The organism is Xanthomonas sp. WHRI 10204, from assembly GCF_040202875.1.
Taxonomy (GTDB): Bacteria; Pseudomonadota; Gammaproteobacteria; order Xanthomonadales; family Xanthomonadaceae; genus Xanthomonas.
The window spans coordinates 677,630-693,859 of sequence record NZ_JBEGDW010000002.1; the positions used below are offsets into that span (position 1 = coordinate 677,630).

The 16,230-nt window shown below is 60.9% G+C and carries 14 protein-coding genes; 2 read left to right on the top strand and 12 right to left on the bottom strand.

Going from position 1 to position 16,230, the window contains the following annotated elements:
* Positions 1–288 precede the first annotated feature (288 nt).
* Positions 289–762, bottom strand: a complete 474-nt coding sequence (locus ABQZ00_RS13725; protein ID WP_323538048.1) for a hypothetical protein — start codon at positions 760–762, stop codon at positions 289–291.
* 101 nt (positions 763–863) lie between these two features.
* The gene (locus tag ABQZ00_RS13730) at positions 864–1,493 is read right to left on the bottom strand and encodes a hypothetical protein (RefSeq protein WP_323538047.1); all 630 of its coding nucleotides are present in this window, start codon (positions 1,491–1,493) and stop codon (positions 864–866) included.
* A 294-nt stretch (positions 1,494–1,787) separates the two neighbouring features.
* Between ABQZ00_RS13730 and ABQZ00_RS13735 the strand changes: the two genes are divergently transcribed.
* Positions 1,788–2,732, top strand: coding sequence for a hypothetical protein (locus ABQZ00_RS13735; protein ID WP_323538046.1), 945 nt, complete (start codon positions 1,788–1,790; stop codon positions 2,730–2,732).
* Positions 2,733–3,226: 494 nt separating this feature from the next.
* On the opposite strand, the gene ABQZ00_RS13740 is transcribed toward ABQZ00_RS13735, so the two are convergent.
* The 10 genes from ABQZ00_RS13740 to ABQZ00_RS13785 form a co-directional block, all read right to left on the bottom strand.
* Entirely contained in the window at positions 3,227–4,096 is an 870-nt protein-coding gene (locus ABQZ00_RS13740) for a hypothetical protein (protein ID WP_323539617.1), read from the bottom strand.
* 138 nt (positions 4,097–4,234) lie between these two features.
* The gene (locus ABQZ00_RS13745) at positions 4,235–5,275 is read right to left on the bottom strand and encodes an ArdC family protein (RefSeq protein WP_323538044.1); all 1,041 of its coding nucleotides are present in this window, start codon (positions 5,273–5,275) and stop codon (positions 4,235–4,237) included.
* A gap of 67 nt (positions 5,276–5,342) precedes the next feature.
* Complete coding sequence (locus ABQZ00_RS13750) at positions 5,343–5,591, bottom strand: hypothetical protein (RefSeq protein WP_180313369.1); 249 nt, start codon at positions 5,589–5,591, stop codon at positions 5,343–5,345.
* 82 nt (positions 5,592–5,673) lie between these two features.
* Positions 5,674–7,560: a DNA primase family protein gene (locus tag ABQZ00_RS13755; protein WP_323538043.1), complete on the bottom strand. Its 1,887-nt coding sequence runs from the start codon at positions 7,558–7,560 to the stop codon at positions 5,674–5,676.
* Between the two features lie 57 nt (positions 7,561–7,617).
* Complete coding sequence (locus ABQZ00_RS13760; protein WP_146091519.1) at positions 7,618–7,785, bottom strand: DUF3450 domain-containing protein; 168 nt, start codon at positions 7,783–7,785, stop codon at positions 7,618–7,620.
* A gap of 602 nt (positions 7,786–8,387) precedes the next feature.
* Positions 8,388–9,068 (bottom strand): DNA N-6-adenine-methyltransferase, encoded by a 681-nt coding sequence (locus ABQZ00_RS13765; protein WP_233369400.1) that lies wholly within the window; start codon positions 9,066–9,068, stop codon positions 8,388–8,390.
* 126 nt (positions 9,069–9,194) lie between these two features.
* Positions 9,195–9,446 (bottom strand): hypothetical protein, encoded by a 252-nt coding sequence (locus ABQZ00_RS13770; RefSeq protein WP_323538042.1) that lies wholly within the window; start codon positions 9,444–9,446, stop codon positions 9,195–9,197.
* Between the two features lie 239 nt (positions 9,447–9,685).
* Complete coding sequence (locus ABQZ00_RS13775) at positions 9,686–10,621, bottom strand: hypothetical protein (protein WP_323538041.1); 936 nt, start codon at positions 10,619–10,621, stop codon at positions 9,686–9,688.
* 38 nt (positions 10,622–10,659) lie between these two features.
* Positions 10,660–11,424: a nucleotide-binding protein gene (locus ABQZ00_RS13780; protein WP_323538040.1), complete on the bottom strand. Its 765-nt coding sequence runs from the start codon at positions 11,422–11,424 to the stop codon at positions 10,660–10,662.
* Positions 11,411–13,321 (bottom strand): integrase arm-type DNA-binding domain-containing protein, encoded by a 1,911-nt coding sequence (locus tag ABQZ00_RS13785; RefSeq protein WP_323538039.1) that lies wholly within the window; start codon positions 13,319–13,321, stop codon positions 11,411–11,413. The genes ABQZ00_RS13780 and ABQZ00_RS13785 overlap by 14 nt, the downstream gene beginning before the upstream one ends.
* A gap of 242 nt (positions 13,322–13,563) precedes the next feature.
* Here ABQZ00_RS13785 and mutS point away from each other — a divergent pair, with 242 nt between their 5' ends.
* A complete protein-coding gene (gene mutS / locus ABQZ00_RS13790; protein ID WP_323538038.1) occupies positions 13,564–16,119 on the top strand; it encodes a DNA mismatch repair protein MutS in 2,556 nt (851 codons plus the stop codon).
* Positions 16,120–16,230: the final 111 nt, after the last annotated feature.

Below are 16,230 nucleotides of genomic sequence, written 5' to 3' on the forward strand. Positions count from 1 at the left end.
CCGTGGCATAGGGTGCAGGCGGCCCACGTCGCGCGCGGGCATCCACACGAGAAATGGGGCGCGCCGAGTATGGGAAGGCGCTGCCCCAGCCCTGCGCCCAAGACGGGGTCACGCATGGGGCATCCGAAGTGAACGATCCGCCGCCGCGCAGGATGGTGGCCATGGGGCCGTCTTCAATGCGATAGAGGGCGGGCCGCCATCCAGTGACCAACGCTGCTTCAAGGTCACTTTCTGAGACCAAGAGCCCGTGTTGCCGGGCGATGACATGGAGGGGAAGACGCATGTACATCAGCGCTGCCCCTCAATCGGCACGACGCGGGTCTTGCTGCCCTTCCCCGTCAAGAACACCTTGTCACCGGCGCGAACCAGCAGATCCGCGGATTGCACGATCGCCTGGACCTTGCCGCTTTCCAGATCGCGCACGTAGATCTCGATGCCTGGGCGCTTGCTGATCCCGTTCTGGATGGCAGTTCCGGCGACGCCCCCAATCACCCCTCCCGCTACACGCGCGGCGCTGCGGTAGTCGCCTTTGAGCTCGCGGGCGGCACCGTAGCCGGCGGCCGCACCTATGGCGCCTCCAGCGTTCAGGCGTTTGTCGCTCTTGATGTCCACCGAGCGGACCATCAGGACTTCACCCAGACGGGCGCTCTGGACCGACAGGGCTTCAGATGTGCCGTAACGGCCGGCGGAGGTGGAATCGGCAGCAGAGGCCGTCAGCGGGAACAGGCTGGCGATGGCCAGGGAAAACATGAGTGCGCGCATGGATGCTCCTTTTTCGTGTGGGTTGATATACCCATAACAAAGAGTTGGAGTTGCGCAAGGGGCTCAGACAAGGGAAAGGCGGCTTTCGCCGCCTCTCTCCTTCAGCCACACTTCAACTGATTGGACCAGTGGGGATAGATCTTGGCCGACGCTCCAGAGCCGTATATGCAGGCGAAGGATGTGGAGCGAAAGTAGTCCACGGTCAGTTGACCGGACTTACTCACAACGAGCTCCTTCACGCGGGCGCCATCAATATCCAGGTAGGCGACCTGTATTTTGTCACCGGCTTCCTCTGCACGCATCACCTTCACCAGTGCCCCTGGGCCTGATGGCCGATCCGTGCGGATGAAGGGCGCTGGAGTCGGCCCAATGGGCGCGGCGACAACGGATGCAAAGGGACCATTCCCATGGACGAATACACCGTCATTGGGTTGGAGCGCAGGCCGCCCATTAGCAAAGGCTGGCTGGACGATCGCCCGTTTGACATCCTTCGGTCCAATCAGGCGGTAGAGGACCAAGCCGCCATCAAAACCTGGCGGCCAGACGCCTTCCACCCCGACGGCCTGGTGCGAGCGCACGCTTTCAGTGGTGTTCTCTACCGGTTCAACAGACAGGACCACGTAGCCAACCTGTGGGTCTTCAGATGGGGGCGAACCTGCCATCTTTTCAGACGAGCAGCCAGCCAGAGCGAGCAGAGAGCCGGCGACAGCCGAAACAGTAGCAATACGCATGAATCCTCCTTTTTTGTGTAGGTAGATACACTCATAACAAACAAATGAAGTTGCGCAAGGGATGGGGAGCGAAAAGAAAGGCGGCTTTCGCCGCCCCTTGATAAGCTAAAGCCGCGTCCGAACCGGCTGATTTTTTCAGTAAGAAAAGTCAGGCGATTGACTCGCCGCACATTAGAGAGATCGCAGCTCCGTTGGGACGACTTCCCCTGCCATCGGTCCGCGGAACCTCCTAGTCCGGCGCGTGAGCACTACCCATGAGCTATTGTTTGCCCCCGCACGCAGATGTTGAACCTCATGACCGGACCCACCTTCCCTATCCAACCCTCCAGCGTTCGCTTCATTAAACTTGGTAAAGGAGGCCAGTGGGAGCAACTGAGCATCAAAGAGCGACAGATCTTGTGCTTCGGCTTTGATTCCTCGGACCCCAAGCAACTACAGAAGATGAGGGACGGCAATTGGGTCGGGGTCAGAAATGGCTGGCTCGATGAGAACCGGGGCGCCGGGTTTCCTACTTACGTGACCAACGCATTGAAGGCCTACTTCCAAGACGACGGCACCACCTTGTGGGTGACCTTCTATGCAGGGGACCTGTATTGGTGTTTCCTAGAACCCGGAGAGCCCGTGCCGTTGCCTGAGAGCGCCGAAGGCTACAGTTTCCGCAAGGTTCGCGGCGCCTGGTCCAACAAGGACTGCAAAGGCAACGTCCTCAACCGCCGTAACTTATCGGGTGCCATCAACGCTGCGTCGCGGGTCCAAGGCACAACCCACCTGCTGTCTGCCCACAAGCAGCTCTTGCAGCGTCTGAATGGCCAGAGCCCCAAGGCCGTCGAAGACGCAGAAGTCGCCTACAAGGCGCTGGTTGAATCCGTCAAACCGCTGATCGGCGAACTCACCTGGCAGGACTTCGAAGTCCTTGCCGACCTCATCACCACGGCAAGCGGGTGGCGTCGAAACAATCAGCGCGGAGGCGGCGAAAAAACCATTGATCTAGATCTCGAGCTACCGCTGACTGGCGAAATCGCTTTTGCCCAAATTAAAGCCAAGTCTAAACAAGCCGAACTGGACAGCTACATTGAGCAAATGGCCCAGCGCGAAGGCGTAAAGATGTTTTACATCCACAACTCTGCTCAGGATCTTCAGACAGAGATACCAAACGTCTACATCATCGGTCGAGATCGCCTCGCGGAGCTGATCGTCAAGCTTGGCTTTGTTGAGTGGCTGGTGGACAAGGCCAGGTAGTAGTTGCGCCGCTGAAGGTCTGATCATCTCCAGCGGTCCTTCGGCTTGGTGCTGGGAAAGCCTTGTCCAGTTCAACAATTTCCTCGTGCGACAACACCAGGTCCAGCGCCGCCACGTTCTCCTCTACGGGGGTCTGGGTGCCGGCCTTAGGGATAGGCAATGACCCCGTCTTGGTGGAGCACCCAGGCCAAGACCATCTTCCGGCTTACCCATGGCGCTGGACCATGATCACTCTGCATCCACGACTTTCCAGGTCTCACGATGCTCTTGGCCATCAACGGCAACCGCATTTTACGTCGACAGCCCGCACCTTCGTCCCGCGATCGCTTTCAATGCGAGCGGTTGCTGGGGAGTAGAAAACTTCGGGCGCACTCAGTGCAGGCGTGAATATCCTCACCCACTTCGGCTCGGCGCCGGAGGCCAGCGAAGCAAAACCAATAAGGGAAAACCCAGAATCCATTTCATTTATCACTCCTTAAATATTGAGCTCATGACTAAAAAGAGATACTGAGGTATCCCTGCATCCTTCTGGCGCGTTCCGCTTCGAACATCAACTGATTCGAAAGCCATTGAATCCGAGACCGCCAATTTCCCGAGAAGGACGTCTTCCCTAGGCGAGCCCATGCGGCATCGTCCAGATCGCCGATTCCGCTCAGCAGCCGGGTAGCCCGGTCGGCCACAGCCTGACTTTGTGTAGCAGCATCATTGATCATCTCGGAGAAGGCCTCATCAAACCGTGCTCTTTCATCTTTACGCAAGAACAAGAACTCCTCGCCGGAGTCAAATGCGGTCTTGCCGCGATAAGCCGCCAGCAACATGCGGCGTTCTTGATCACTCATCTGCTTCCAGCGCTTTCCCGCCTTGAGAACGTTGAGGTCAAAACGGCGCAACTGATGGACCGTCAACCGCGTTTTGGTGGGATTGATAGAAAGTCCCTCGGACACCACCTCTATTGGTGAGACATAGCGAGAATGGGCAGGAAATGCATCCAGGGGGACTCGGACCAGTTCGGACATCACCCAGAGCGTGTGATAGCGAGTCGCAGGCATTGCAACGAGAACAGACAAGACCACCGCAAGGACCGCAGTGGAAACGGCCGACACTTTAAACGCCACACGCAAGAACTCACCGAGCCCAGCGAGAAAGCCCTTGCCGAGATCATGCCCGCCTCCGGTGGCACCAATCTGCCCCGACAGCTCCAACATGCGAGCGTCTATCTTTTTAAGTTCTTCTTCGTGCCTCAGCCGCGCGAGGGTATGCTCGGGGTGCTCGCCACGGGAGTGACCATCGACGGACTGACCCAGGCTAAGCCCATAATCCACTCCATGGAAAGGATCACCATTGCTCATGCGTTTGGCCGCCATTCTTCCCTGAGTATTCTTGGATACTAGCCGATATCTGGGCCGGATTTTATGCTCCAGCCCCAGTCACCCGACGTCAATTCTTTGGCACCAGCTGAGCGGTAGAGCTGAGCTAAAGCACGACTTGCCGTCTGCAGCCCTTCACGGGAAATCCATGCAGGTATTAGCCACCCGGCACTCCTTATCTGGTATGCGGGAGCTTCTCCCCGCCTCATTGGAGCCCTTGACGCGTCTCTGCTCTGTGTCCTGCGCCGTCATGATCTGCGGTAGCGGTTCGCGTTCGAATGCCTGGACGTCGAGAAACGTCATGACCTTCTCTGCCTGACTGGCCGCGCGAAACAGGGTCCTGGGGTCGTCAGCCAAGGCTTTCATCCAGGACTGCAGGTAGGCGGCGTGCTGCTCTTCGTGCTCTTTGCCCAGGGCGATGCCCAAGCGCTCCGAAATGAAGAGGCTGGACAGCTCTGCAACCAGCTCCTCTTTTGCGTATTCCTCGCTGCCGAACCGGCCGCTCAGGTCTCGGTCAAGCCGGGGCTTGGCACCCGTCCAATGGGCCAACTCGTGCAGGAGCGTGGCTTGGTAGCTCACGGCGTCGCTGAAGGTGTGGTGCTTCGGCAGGTGGATCGAATCGGCAATCACACTGTAGAACGCGCGGTTGCCGCCGTCGTTGTGGAGCTTGGGCTGGTGCTTGTCCAGCAGTTCCTTGACCCGAAGGTTTCGGATCGTTTCCGGCATGACAAAGGGTGGCGGGGGCTCGGGCATGCCGTCGATCTGGCTGGCGTTGAACACCGTCGCAACGAAAACGGATGGGCCTTGGTAGCCCTTCTCTTCGCCTTCAGCGGGCGGCTGCTCACCCTCCTGGGCCTTGCCCGTCTTCGAGAAATCCCAGTAGGCGATCTGCTGGCCCACTTCCCCTCGGCGCACCTGTCCGCCAACAGCCAGCGCTTGCTTATACGTCAGCCAACGGCTGTCCTCGTAGCCGTTGACCAGCTGCGCCCCTCTCAGGATCAGCGTGTTCGAGCCGCGATAGGCTTTGCCAGTGCTCGGGTTGTATGGCCCGTGGATGCTGCCGTTCTGCGGGGCGCTGGCGTCGTTCCAGGGCCGGCGCCAAGGAATGGTGCCCTGCTGCATGAGGGCGAGCATGCGCTCGGCGGTGGCTTGGATGAGATCGGAATACTTGGACATGGGGTGGTGCCTCAAATCTTTTTCAACCGCCTGCGCCTCTTAAAACAAGTGGTTGTGGGTGGATGGGTTAGAGCTCGATGTGTAAGGTCAGGGACTTGCGATGGAACAATGCCCGCCGGACCAGCTCGGCGATCTCATCCTCGCTTCGCAGCCCAAGGTCGCCTTCTTTTCCTAACTTCACATGGAAGCCGAAGGCCGATTGGATCAGCAGGTATTGCGGATCGGATTCGGGGCCATCTGGCCCTTCTAGGTCAGCGGCGGTGATGGCCTCTTCGTGAAAAGCGTCGTCGGGGATGTTGGAGATTGGCGATGGCATGGGAGGGGTTCCTTTTCTGAGGGATACCCCTTTGCAATACCTCACCTGCGGCGGATGTAAAGCCCCGAACCCACGTTCAGTGTCACCCAGGTTGGCCGCTCGCCCTTTTCTTCTCGATCTCGGCCTTTCGCTGGGCGCGGTGTTCCGACTCCCTGCGGTCTTGCGCCTTCCATGCAGCGGCGTTCTTCGTTTGACGCTCCCGTTCAACGCGACGCTCTGCCTGGACGTGCTCATAGGGCATAACGGTAAAGCCGAACAGATGCTGGATCGCCTCGGGCATCTCGACAAAATCCTGCTCGTCTTGCCGTTCGGCCGCGACTGCCCGCGCCAAGTTCTCAGCCTCGTTGGCCGCGCTTGCCTGCTCAAACTCAGCTTGGCGTGCTTCTGGGGTCAGGACATCCAGGCGCTTGAGCTCCTGCTCTTGCGCGCGCTCGGCATCGGTCTGCTCGCCTTTCCAGCTGCAGGGGTAGCAGTCCGCTTGTTCACCTTTGATGCGGCGGTTCGACGGGCGGCCACGCAGGTGCCCGGCGGTCTTCAAGCCGCGGGTGAACTGGCGCTGCGACAGGATTTCTTCCTGCTCAAAGCCCTTCTTTTCGCACCAAGCCTCGTAACGGGCGTGGATGGCCTTGATGCTCTGCCATTGCTCACTACCAGCAGCAGCGCCAAACGTAACGCGGTCTGCGTGAGCCCAGGCGGCGATGGAATCGGCGTTGTGGACGACCGCCTGCTTGTAAGCGCGGGCGGCTTCCGGGAGCTCGTGGTCGGCCATGAAGCGACCGCGGGCCACGACGCGGCGAGCGCCCTCCAGCATCCAGTCCAGGAACAACTGCCCCTCTTCTTCCAGCAGCTTCTTGCTGAAGTCCGGGATGCGGTCGTCGGCCGGGATGACGTTGGCCCACTCCACGATGGAAAGGCGACGGGCCACGCCGCCGGACTTGTCGCGGAAGAACGGCGCGGCGTTGCTGCTGATGATCCACTTAGCCTTGCTCTGGTAGTTCAGGACCGAGAGGTGCTTTCGATTGATGGCAATCCCGTTGCCGCTGACGAGGGTTTTAAACGTGCCCTCCTTCCACTTCTCGCATTCCACTTCATCGACCAGGATCAACTGGCTACCCAGAATGCCTTCCAGCGCGAAGGTGTCGCTCAACGTGCCCAGGTCCAGGCGGGCCACTTTGTTGTGCACGCCCTGCACCATCTCTGCCAACGTTGACTTGCCGCTCCCGGCAGCTCCAAACCACCATGCGGCGATTTGATACGAGCCCGGCAGCAGGGTCATGCCGCATTGTTCCTGCACCAAGGCACGCACGCCCTCATCGGGCAACGCGTGGGCCAGGAACTTCCCCAGCAAGCTGTCCGAGGGCAGTGACTTGGGGGTGTAGGCCTGCCCGGGCGTGGCGCCCGTTTCAATGGTCAGGGCGTGGGTCATGCCATACCGCGGCTTGGGGGCAAGGGCTTGGATGCCGTCGGCGGTGATTTCCAGGTAAGCGTCCGCGCAAGGGACCATCGCCCGCTTGGCTTCCAACTGCGGCAGCGGGCTTTGCTGGCCCAGTCGCGTGCGGGCATAGGCCCAGCAACTGGCGGCGAGCTTGTCGCTGGCTTTGGCCGGAATGTTGGCATCGAGCCAGTCCGACGCCAGGCCATCGCCCAGGCCGCGGTGGACCAAGGACCAGTGGTTTTCGTTCCAGCGGTAGACCAACGTGGACTGGGTTGCAGATTCGTCGCGGACGCTGGCCCAGAGGTTACCGTCGAGCCCCAAGCGAAGATGGCTAGCAAACAGGAAATCCAGGCTTTCCGGGCGCAACTCCCCTTTGTTGAGCTTGGCCTGTTTGTGGCGATCCAGGGCCCGGTGCTCCACCTTCAGGTTGCGGGTGTAGTCAGCGCGGTTTTTCTCCCAGTGCTTTTCGATGAGAAAAGACACATTCGAGGGGTTGACGGCGGACGGATCTTGGTCGAGATTGGTTTCAGACATTGTAGTTAGCTCCAACGAACCCTTGCCCTGCCAGGCGGGGGTTTCGCATTTGTGGGGTTAGGCGACTTGCGGCAAGGCGTTGTCGAGGATGCGCCGCAGCTTTTCACTGGGAGAAATGCCCGAACGCTTGGCGTCGGCTTTCAGCCGTTCAATCAGCACCTGTTCCATTCGGGCATTGAACGGGGCCTTTCGAATCGAGGACTGAGGGGTTTTCTGCGGCTGCATGGAATCTCCGTATTGCTTGTGTAATACATCCAAGAAAGCAGGTTTCCGAACAACGTCAAGCCCAAAGCGAAAAGAAAGTTTTTAGTTGCTGGTTAACTCTGCTGCTGGTTTTCTGCTTTTTCTTAAACCAGCACCCAAACCAGCAACTAAAAACACTTCAAGTGATTGATATTTATTATTTTTGTTCAAAAAATAAGCTAACTGCTGGTTTGCTGGTTAAAAAAATAGCTTTTACGCACGCACTGCGTCTCACGAGAGTTTGATACTTTTCGAACTACTTCAATTTTTTCATCGCTAGAAGAAATTTGAAAAAATAAACCAGCAAACCAGCAGAAGCTTGAAAAGCTTGTCCCGTAAGGCTTTAGCTGCTGGTTTAGCTGCTGGTTTATGATTTGAGCGTTAACCAGCAGAGGCGTTAACCAGCAGGAAACGCTAACAACATGGATACGGATGGATTCTTTTCCGTATGGTTTTGCCAATGAGTGGCTGGTAATAAGCGCCTGTCACTTGCGGGAGAAACAAAAGAAAAAGCAGCTCAAAGCAAAAGCGTCCGGAAGAGAAAGGCCGATGCCTTCGGCCTTTTTTCCTCCCAGACGCTGTGCTTACTCACCGTTGGCGGCCGCTGCAGCGCCGGCCACCACGCCCACGCGGGCCATGTCCAGATAACCGCCCGGGATCTGCCCTTCGCTAACCGCCAGGCGAAGCCGGCGTGCCGCCTCCTCCCCATAAGCCACGAACACCGGGCCGCAGGGCGGCGCGTCCCCAGGTGTTCCGTCCTGACGGCAAAACTTCAGCCTCCCCCGCTGGAACACGATGGCGCTCGTGGCAGGGTGGTTGAGCACGTGGTCCTGGAACCAAGCCGTGTCAGTCCGGGAAAACACCAGCGCGATGCCACCGCCCGGGTGGGTGGCCAGCTTCTGCATCCAGGCTTGCTGCCCCCGACCGAATGGTGGGTTCATGAAAACCAGAGCAGCTTCAGGCCAAGGCGTTGCCAAGCCGTCATCGCTGGGCCTGAGCATCACGCTCGCAGTCGGCCAGGGCATGCCCTCTTCGGGGGTGCAAGGATCCAAAGCAAAGGGCCCCAGCCCGGTGTGGCCTGCGCGCGGATTGCCCCAGATCAGCTCCGGCGGCGTGAGCCACGTGTCCGTGGTCTGCGCTGCCGGCAGGCGGTCGTAACCGACCATGGCGGACGCGAGCTTGGTTGCCCGTGGGGAGGAGGTGTTCCTGCGGGCCTTGGGCAGCGACAGGGCGTTGTGATCAGCGAGGACGTTTGCAGCATTCATCGGTAAATCTCCGGTTTTGATTGGTGGTTGGGCAAAGCTCCGCCAGCACGGCTGGCTGGCCGCGTTCGCGAAAGGGTTGGGGGTTGGGCCAAGCTTGGCCCGGACTACTTCAGGCGTGTCAGGCCATCAGTCGTTGGCGGCGTCCTGGACGTCAAGGAAGCGCTCCAGGGTGGCGATCTGCAGGGTGAGAACCTGGTGGGCTTGAAGCGCCGTCATGTCCCCGCAGGCCACCATGACCGACTGGGCAATGCCCGCCTCGAACTGGGCCAAGGCCTGCGGAAGCGCGTCGGCGAGGACGTCGGCCAAGGCCCGAGGCGTCAGCGCGGCCCGGTGATGACGAGCGGCGACGGGGTCGAGCTGGAGGATGATCGGAAGCATGTCGGCGGGTCCGTGTTGGTGTGGGAATAGCATCCTTTGAACCGCTAATCGCGTCTGGCGGAAAGGGGCGGTTGCCCCTTTGGCTTGACGACGGGCACAAAAAAGCCCCGGGCGTGAGCCGGGGGCTTGGATAGGTCGACCTGGCGTCGGCGGAAGCCGGCGCCTCCCTGCCTCTTCTTCCCCTACGCTCTTCGGCGGCGAGCAGCCGCCGCACGTTCGCTCCAGCGATCGCCTCCACCTTAGAACCGAAACGGTGGCCGCTCGATGGGAGGCCCTGCGGGCGGAAGGGTCACGTCCAGGATCGCGCCGCGCACCTCACTGACCTGCATCTCTAACGCTCGGCTTTCTTCGGCCCATTGCTCCACCAACGCTTTGTGGGCGTCCTGGGCATCCACCTTGTCCTCCTCCGGTGTGAGATTGGGGATCACGTTCTGGACACGCTGCAAGTGCTCTTGGAGCTCACTTCTAATGCCTTCCAGACCTCCTATGTATTGGCTCACCCACTCATTTTTGAGTGTCAGGTCGGCCCAAGGCAACTTGAACGCCTCGGGCAGTGTGGCCTGCTGAAGCATCACGATCCCTCGGCTATCTTCCCGCAGAGCGCCGCCTTTCGCTCGGAACAAATCCAGGAGGGCCTCTCGCTCCTCCGCGCTCCATCCCGCCAGGTTCAGCGACGAAACCCTGCCCTCGATCAACGTGATGTTGACCTTGCCCTCCTTAAGGACCTTGAATCGCGCGCTTGGAGGCATTGGGGCCTTCCGTCCTAGCACCTCGCCATCTTCTCGGCTTTCCCGCCACCGTCGGACACGGGGGTGGGCATCGGCCCATTCCAGCAACCGAGATATGGGAACGGCGGTGTGCGTGCCGTCGTCTACCAACAGGGGACCCGGCGGACTGTCGCTCTTGGCCAACTCGCGGAACGCCTTTTGCGATAGGTTAAGCAGCCCCGCCGCTTCTGCGGACGTCCAAGGCCTCGACTCGCTCGGACGGGTGCGTCCGGCTCTAGCGGCCGCGCGTGCCTGGTGATCAGCGACTGCTTCTTTCTCCACATCCCGCTTTAGGCGCGCCCATGACACGCCCTTGCCGCTCATGAACTCAGGGTTCCCGGGGGCGTAGGTCTCGCGGTAACGCTCGATCAGTTTGACGAGGACTTCTTGCTTGGAATCAAGAGACATGGGGGCTTGCCACCAAGAGGAAACCTGATGGTAGGCGATCAGAACCGGAACGGCTTGCGCGTGCTCTCTGGCGCCGTGGGCGGCGGCAGCCTGTCTTCCAGCCCTCTAGCGCGGTCTTGGTTGCGTGCGTGGTCCCGGGCTCCCTGGAAGGCAGCTAGCGCATCCTTCATGGCGTCATCGAAGGGATCGCGCGCCTCAACACTGATCCACGGCTCCAACAACGCGTCGGCCAAAGGCGCATCCCAAATCTCACCGTCGGCCAGGGCACGGTCCAACGTGTCCTCGCCCACTGTGAGCACGTGCCCGGCGATCAGGCCTTCCACTACGGCCCAGGCGTGGGAGGTTGCCCAGCCCTCGTGCGACGTCACCAAGGCGGCGTAGCGTCCAGCGTTCTTGCGCAGCTTTTCCAGAGCCACCTTGGCCTCATGGATCTGTCTCTCCAGTTCCAGCTCCCGCTGCTGTTGATTCAGCCGCTCCAACTCCGAACTCAACCGGCGCTCTTTCGCAGTTCTGCCTTGTTGACCATCTTTCCAGGCTACCAGCTCTTCGTAATCGTATTTCACCCGCTGGTTGGGGCCGTCCAGGGCACTGCCGGACGCTTTTTGAAAACGTGGGCCCATGGGCGGGATTCGGCGGCGCCACTCGCCCAGCGTGTCGGCATGGATGCTCAGGAACAACGCCGCAGCCTTGGCGGACACCATCCCGCCCCCCGCGCTCTTGGCTCGGATCAACTCCCCATTCCAGGCCTCTTCGGCTTTGGAACGGAAAGCCTCTTCTGTGCGAACCGGTTCAATCCTCGTCATCGAACGCCACCTTCTGATTTCTTGCGGCAAAGATCGTAGATGGCGGGTCGTTGACCTCGTCAAGCCGCGGCTTGTCCGTGCCTTTCCAGCGGTTCCACACCCTCGGGCTGCTGGCCATCATGTGCTCCTCTACGAGGGCAAACGCCTCCCGTAAAACAGCCCATTCCTGCTCCGTGTAGATCGCATCGGTAGAAGCGGATTCCTTGTCCTTGACCCTGTGGTGAAGCATTTGCGATACGACCCGGGCTTTGCCGCTGTGGAGCCGTTCTGCGTAGCGTCCCAACGTGCGGCGCAAATCGTGAGGGGTCAGACCGATGTCCACCTCCTCGCGCAAATCGATCAGCCCGGCGTCGCGGCGCACGTTGGCGATGATGGACTTGCTGTCGGAGTAGTGACCGGATTTGCTGCGCCGGGACCTGGCCGGAAAGACGAAACGGGTTCGATCCAGCGCGTGCTCGGCGTTGGCAACCGCGGCCTGAAGGGTTTCAATCAGGGCAGAGTGTCCGCCCCGCTTGATTGCTGTGGTGAGCGCGGCCTTGGCGGCCTCCAGCCCTTTCTTTGCCCCGCCATCGTCCTCGCGCTCGTTGAAGCGTCGCTGCAGGACGCGCTCGGCAAAATAGGTGACGGGCAAGAACCGCTGCTCCTTGTTCTTGGTTTCAAACAGGTAAACCTGGCTGCCCGCGCGCTTGGTGGTTGGGTTGATCTCCTCTGGGGCCGCTAGCCAAACCCAAGACACCAGTTCCTGCGACAGCTCACCCGGGGTGCAGCGGTCATACCACCGCAACGGCGCCGCTTCGCTACGCCTGGTTCCCCAAAGCAAGGTCAGCAGCAGGTAGTCTGCCCCGGCCGCGTTTCGCCCGCCTTGCTCGTCCCGCCGTGCTGCAATGGCTTTGAGGACCTTGGGCAGGGTTTTGTCATCCAAGGGATTGCGAACCTCGGCGCGGCTGTAGTGGCTGCGCAGTTCGTGGGCTTCGCGGAGCATGTCCCGAGTATGGATAACGACCAGGGGGTTGTAGAAGTGGCGTTGGGGCCGGCCGAACTGGTGATCGCGCGCTTTCTCCTCTTCGATGATGAAGTCAACCGCTCGCCTGGCGTCCGAGAACGTGTGCTCGGTTGAAGAAAGCCCGGCTGCTCGGACCCGCTGGATGTATTTGCCCGTGATGCCCAGCGCTTCCAACTGGGGAACGGTGAGCTTGGCCCAGTCCTCTACCTCCGCCAGCTTTTTGCTTATTTCCCGGGGAATGCGGTTAGACAGTTGCATGGAGCTGATCCGGCAAGCGTCAAAGGCTTGCTGGATGACCTCCAGCTGGAGCTGACTCAGGGTCTTGTCCGACAAGGCAACAGTGGGCCGTGAAAGGCGGGACAAACTGTCGCGCACCGCATCTACGCTGACCGGTTTGATCTTCTTGTTCTTTGCGCGGGAATCCAGGTGCGCGATGTAACGCTCCATCCCCTCCCGCAAGGTTAAGTCCCCGAACTCTTTTTCCGATTCTCTCTCCTGGGTTTCCAGTAGCTGCCGCCGTTTGACGTGGACGGGGTTCTTCCCGGTTTGCTTGAGCAGCGCTAGGTGCTCTCGGCAAACCTCCCTCGCCTCGTCCAGAGGCATATCCGCGACGTTGCCCAGGGTGAAGCGGATTGGCTTGCCATCGGGCCCGCGCTTCTGCCCCACGTAAGTGGTCATTGTGGAACCGACGCGGAAGCCAAACCCGGAGGGCGCCCCCGGCCCGCCGTCCAACACCAAGTAGGGCCTGCCCTCCGACCGGGGAGCGAGGCGGACCTTGCCCTGCGCGTCCCATGCAGGGGCCTTGGTCAAGGACAAGGCCAGGACTTGGTTGTAGGTCAGATTAAACTTGAGCGATCCAGCTCTCTTGCTTGCGCTTGTCGCGGTCTTCGTCATTGCATCCCCCCTACACTTCATTGCTACATTAGCGCACGCCATCGCCCGTTTCTACGTCCCGTTGCTACATTGATTTGACGTCATTTCAGCCACGCCGCTACTCAATTGCTACAAAAAACACCGTCACTCGTCGTTACTCGCCCCTACTCACCGCCATTGCTCAACCACACAATAATAATCAAGTGACTGATTTAAAAGTGATAACCAGTGACACCAAGGACGTGAAGGAACACACGCCTGCCATGAAGCAATTCTTCGCCGCCAAGTCGGACTACCCCGATCTGCTGCTGTTCTTCCGTATGGGCGACTTCTACGAGCTGTTCTACGACGATGCGCGCAAGGCGGCGCGGCTGCTCGATATCACCCTGACCCAGCGCGGCAGCTCCGGTGGCGCGCCGATTCCGATGGCCGGCGTGCCGGTGCATGCTTACGAAGGCTATCTGGCGCGGCTGGTGGCCTTGGGCGAGTCGGTGGCGATCTGCGAGCAGATCGGCGACCCGGCGCTGGCCAAGGGTCTGGTCGAGCGCAAGGTGGTGCGCATCGTCACGCCGGGCACGGTCACCGACGAGGCGCTGCTGGACGAGCGACGCGACACCTTGTTGATGGCGATCTCGCGCAGCAAGCAAGGCTATGGCCTGGCCTGGGCCGATCTGGCCGGCGGACGCTTTTTGGTCAATGAAGTAGACAGCGTCGACGCGCTGGAAGCGGAGATCGCGCGGCTGGAGCCGGCCGAACTACTGGTGCCCGACGAAGACAACTGGCCGGAATTTTTACGCGGGCGCATCGGCGTACGTCGCCGGCCGCCGTGGTTGTTCGATGCCGATAGCGGGCGTCGTCAATTGCTGGCGTTCTTCAAGCTGCACGACCTGTCCGGCTTCGGCATCGACGACAAGCCGTGCGCCACCGCTGCCGCCGGCGCGCTGCTCGGCTATGTGGAAGAAACCCAGAAGCAGCGCCTGCCGCATCTGACCTCCATCGCCATGGAAGTGGCCAGCGAAGCGATCTCGATGAACGCTGCCACGCGCCGGCATCTGGAGCTGGACACGCGCGTCGATGGCGATACCCGCAATACCTTGCTCGGTGTACTCGACAGCACGGTCACGCCGATGGGCGGCCGGTTGCTGCGACGCTGGCTGCATCGCCCATTGCGCTTGCGCGATGTACTGATGCAACGTCACCACGCGGTCGGCAGCCTGATCGATTCCGGCGCCGATGCCGACGTGCGCGAGGCCTTCCGCGCGCTTGGCGATCTGGAACGCATCCTCACGCGCGTGGCATTGCGCTCGGCACGCCCGCGCGATTTTTCCACCCTGCGCGACGGCCTGGCGTTGTTGCCGAAGGTACGCACCATCCTGGCGCCGCTGGATTCCCCGCGCCTGCAAACCTTGTTCGCCGAACTGGGCGAGCACGACGCCACCGCGCATTTGCTGATCGGCGCGGTAGCCGAACAACCGCCGCTCAAGCTCAGCGATGGCGGCGTCATCGCCACCGGCTACGACGCCGATCTGGATGAGTTGCGACGGCTGTCCACCAATGCCGATCAATTTTTGATCGACCTGGAACAACGCGAACGCGCCAGCAGCGGCATCGCCACGCTCAAGGTCGGCTACAACCGCGTGCACGGGTATTACATCGAGATCAGCAAGGGACAGGCCGACAAGGCGCCGCTGCATTACAGCCGCCGTCAGACCCTGACCAATGCCGAGCGCTACATCACCGAAGAACTCAAAAGCTTCGAAGACAAGGTGCTGTCGGCACGCGAACGCTCGCTGTCGCGCGAAAAGCTGCTGTATGAAGGGTTGCTCGATGCGCTGGGCAGCGAGCTGGAAGGCCTCAAGCGCTGCGCCAACGCACTGAGCGAGCTGGATGTGCTGGCCGCCTTCGCCGAGCGCGCGCAGGCGCTGGACTGGGCGCAGCCCGAACTGGACAGCGCGCCCTGCCTGCGCATTGAACGCGGCCGCCACCCGGTGGTGGAAGCAGTGCGCGACCAACCGTTCGAGCCCAACGATCTGGACCTGCACACCGACCGCCGCATGCTGGTCATCACCGGCCCGAACATGGGCGGTAAATCGACCTACATGCGACAGAACGCGTTGATCGTGTTGCTGGCGCATATCGGCAGCTTCGTGCCAGCCAGCCGCGCGGTGATCGGGCCGATCGATCGCATCCTCACCCGTATCGGCGCCGGCGACGACCTGGCGCGCGGGCAATCCACCTTCATGGTGGAAATGGCCGAGACCAGCTACATCCTGCATCACGCCACGCCGCACTCGCTGGTCTTGATGGACGAGATCGGCCGGGGCACGTCCACCTACGACGGTCTTGCCTTGGCCGACGCGGTGGCGCGCCATCTGGCGCACACCAATCGCTGCTATACCCTGTTTGCCACGCATTACTTCGAGCTCACCGCGCTGGCCGACGAATCGCATGCAGGCGGCGCCAGCGGCATTGCGAACGTGCATCTGGATGCAGTGGAACACGGCGAGCGTCTGGTGTTCATGCATGCGGTCAAGGACGGCCCGGCCAATCGCAGCTTCGGTCTGCAGGTGGCCGCACTGGCCGGCTTGCCCAAGGCAGCGGTGATGCAGGCGCGGCGTCGCCTGGCCGAGCTGGAGCAACGCGGCGGCGAAAGTCATAGCGCACACATGGCGCCCGCTGCCCTGGATGCCCCGCAACAGTTCGGGCTGTTCACCGCACCCTCCTCCGCGGCGCAGGACGCACTGCAGGCGCTGGACCCGGACGAACTCACCCCCAAGCAGGCGCTGGAAGCGCTGTATCGGTTGAAGGCATTGCTGTGAGGGCGGGCATTGGGGAGTCGGGATTAGGGATTGGTTAGTCTGAGAGCGGGATTGGGGAGTCGGGATTAAGGATTGGTTAGAGCGCAGTTGGGTGGCTTCATTCTTCGACTC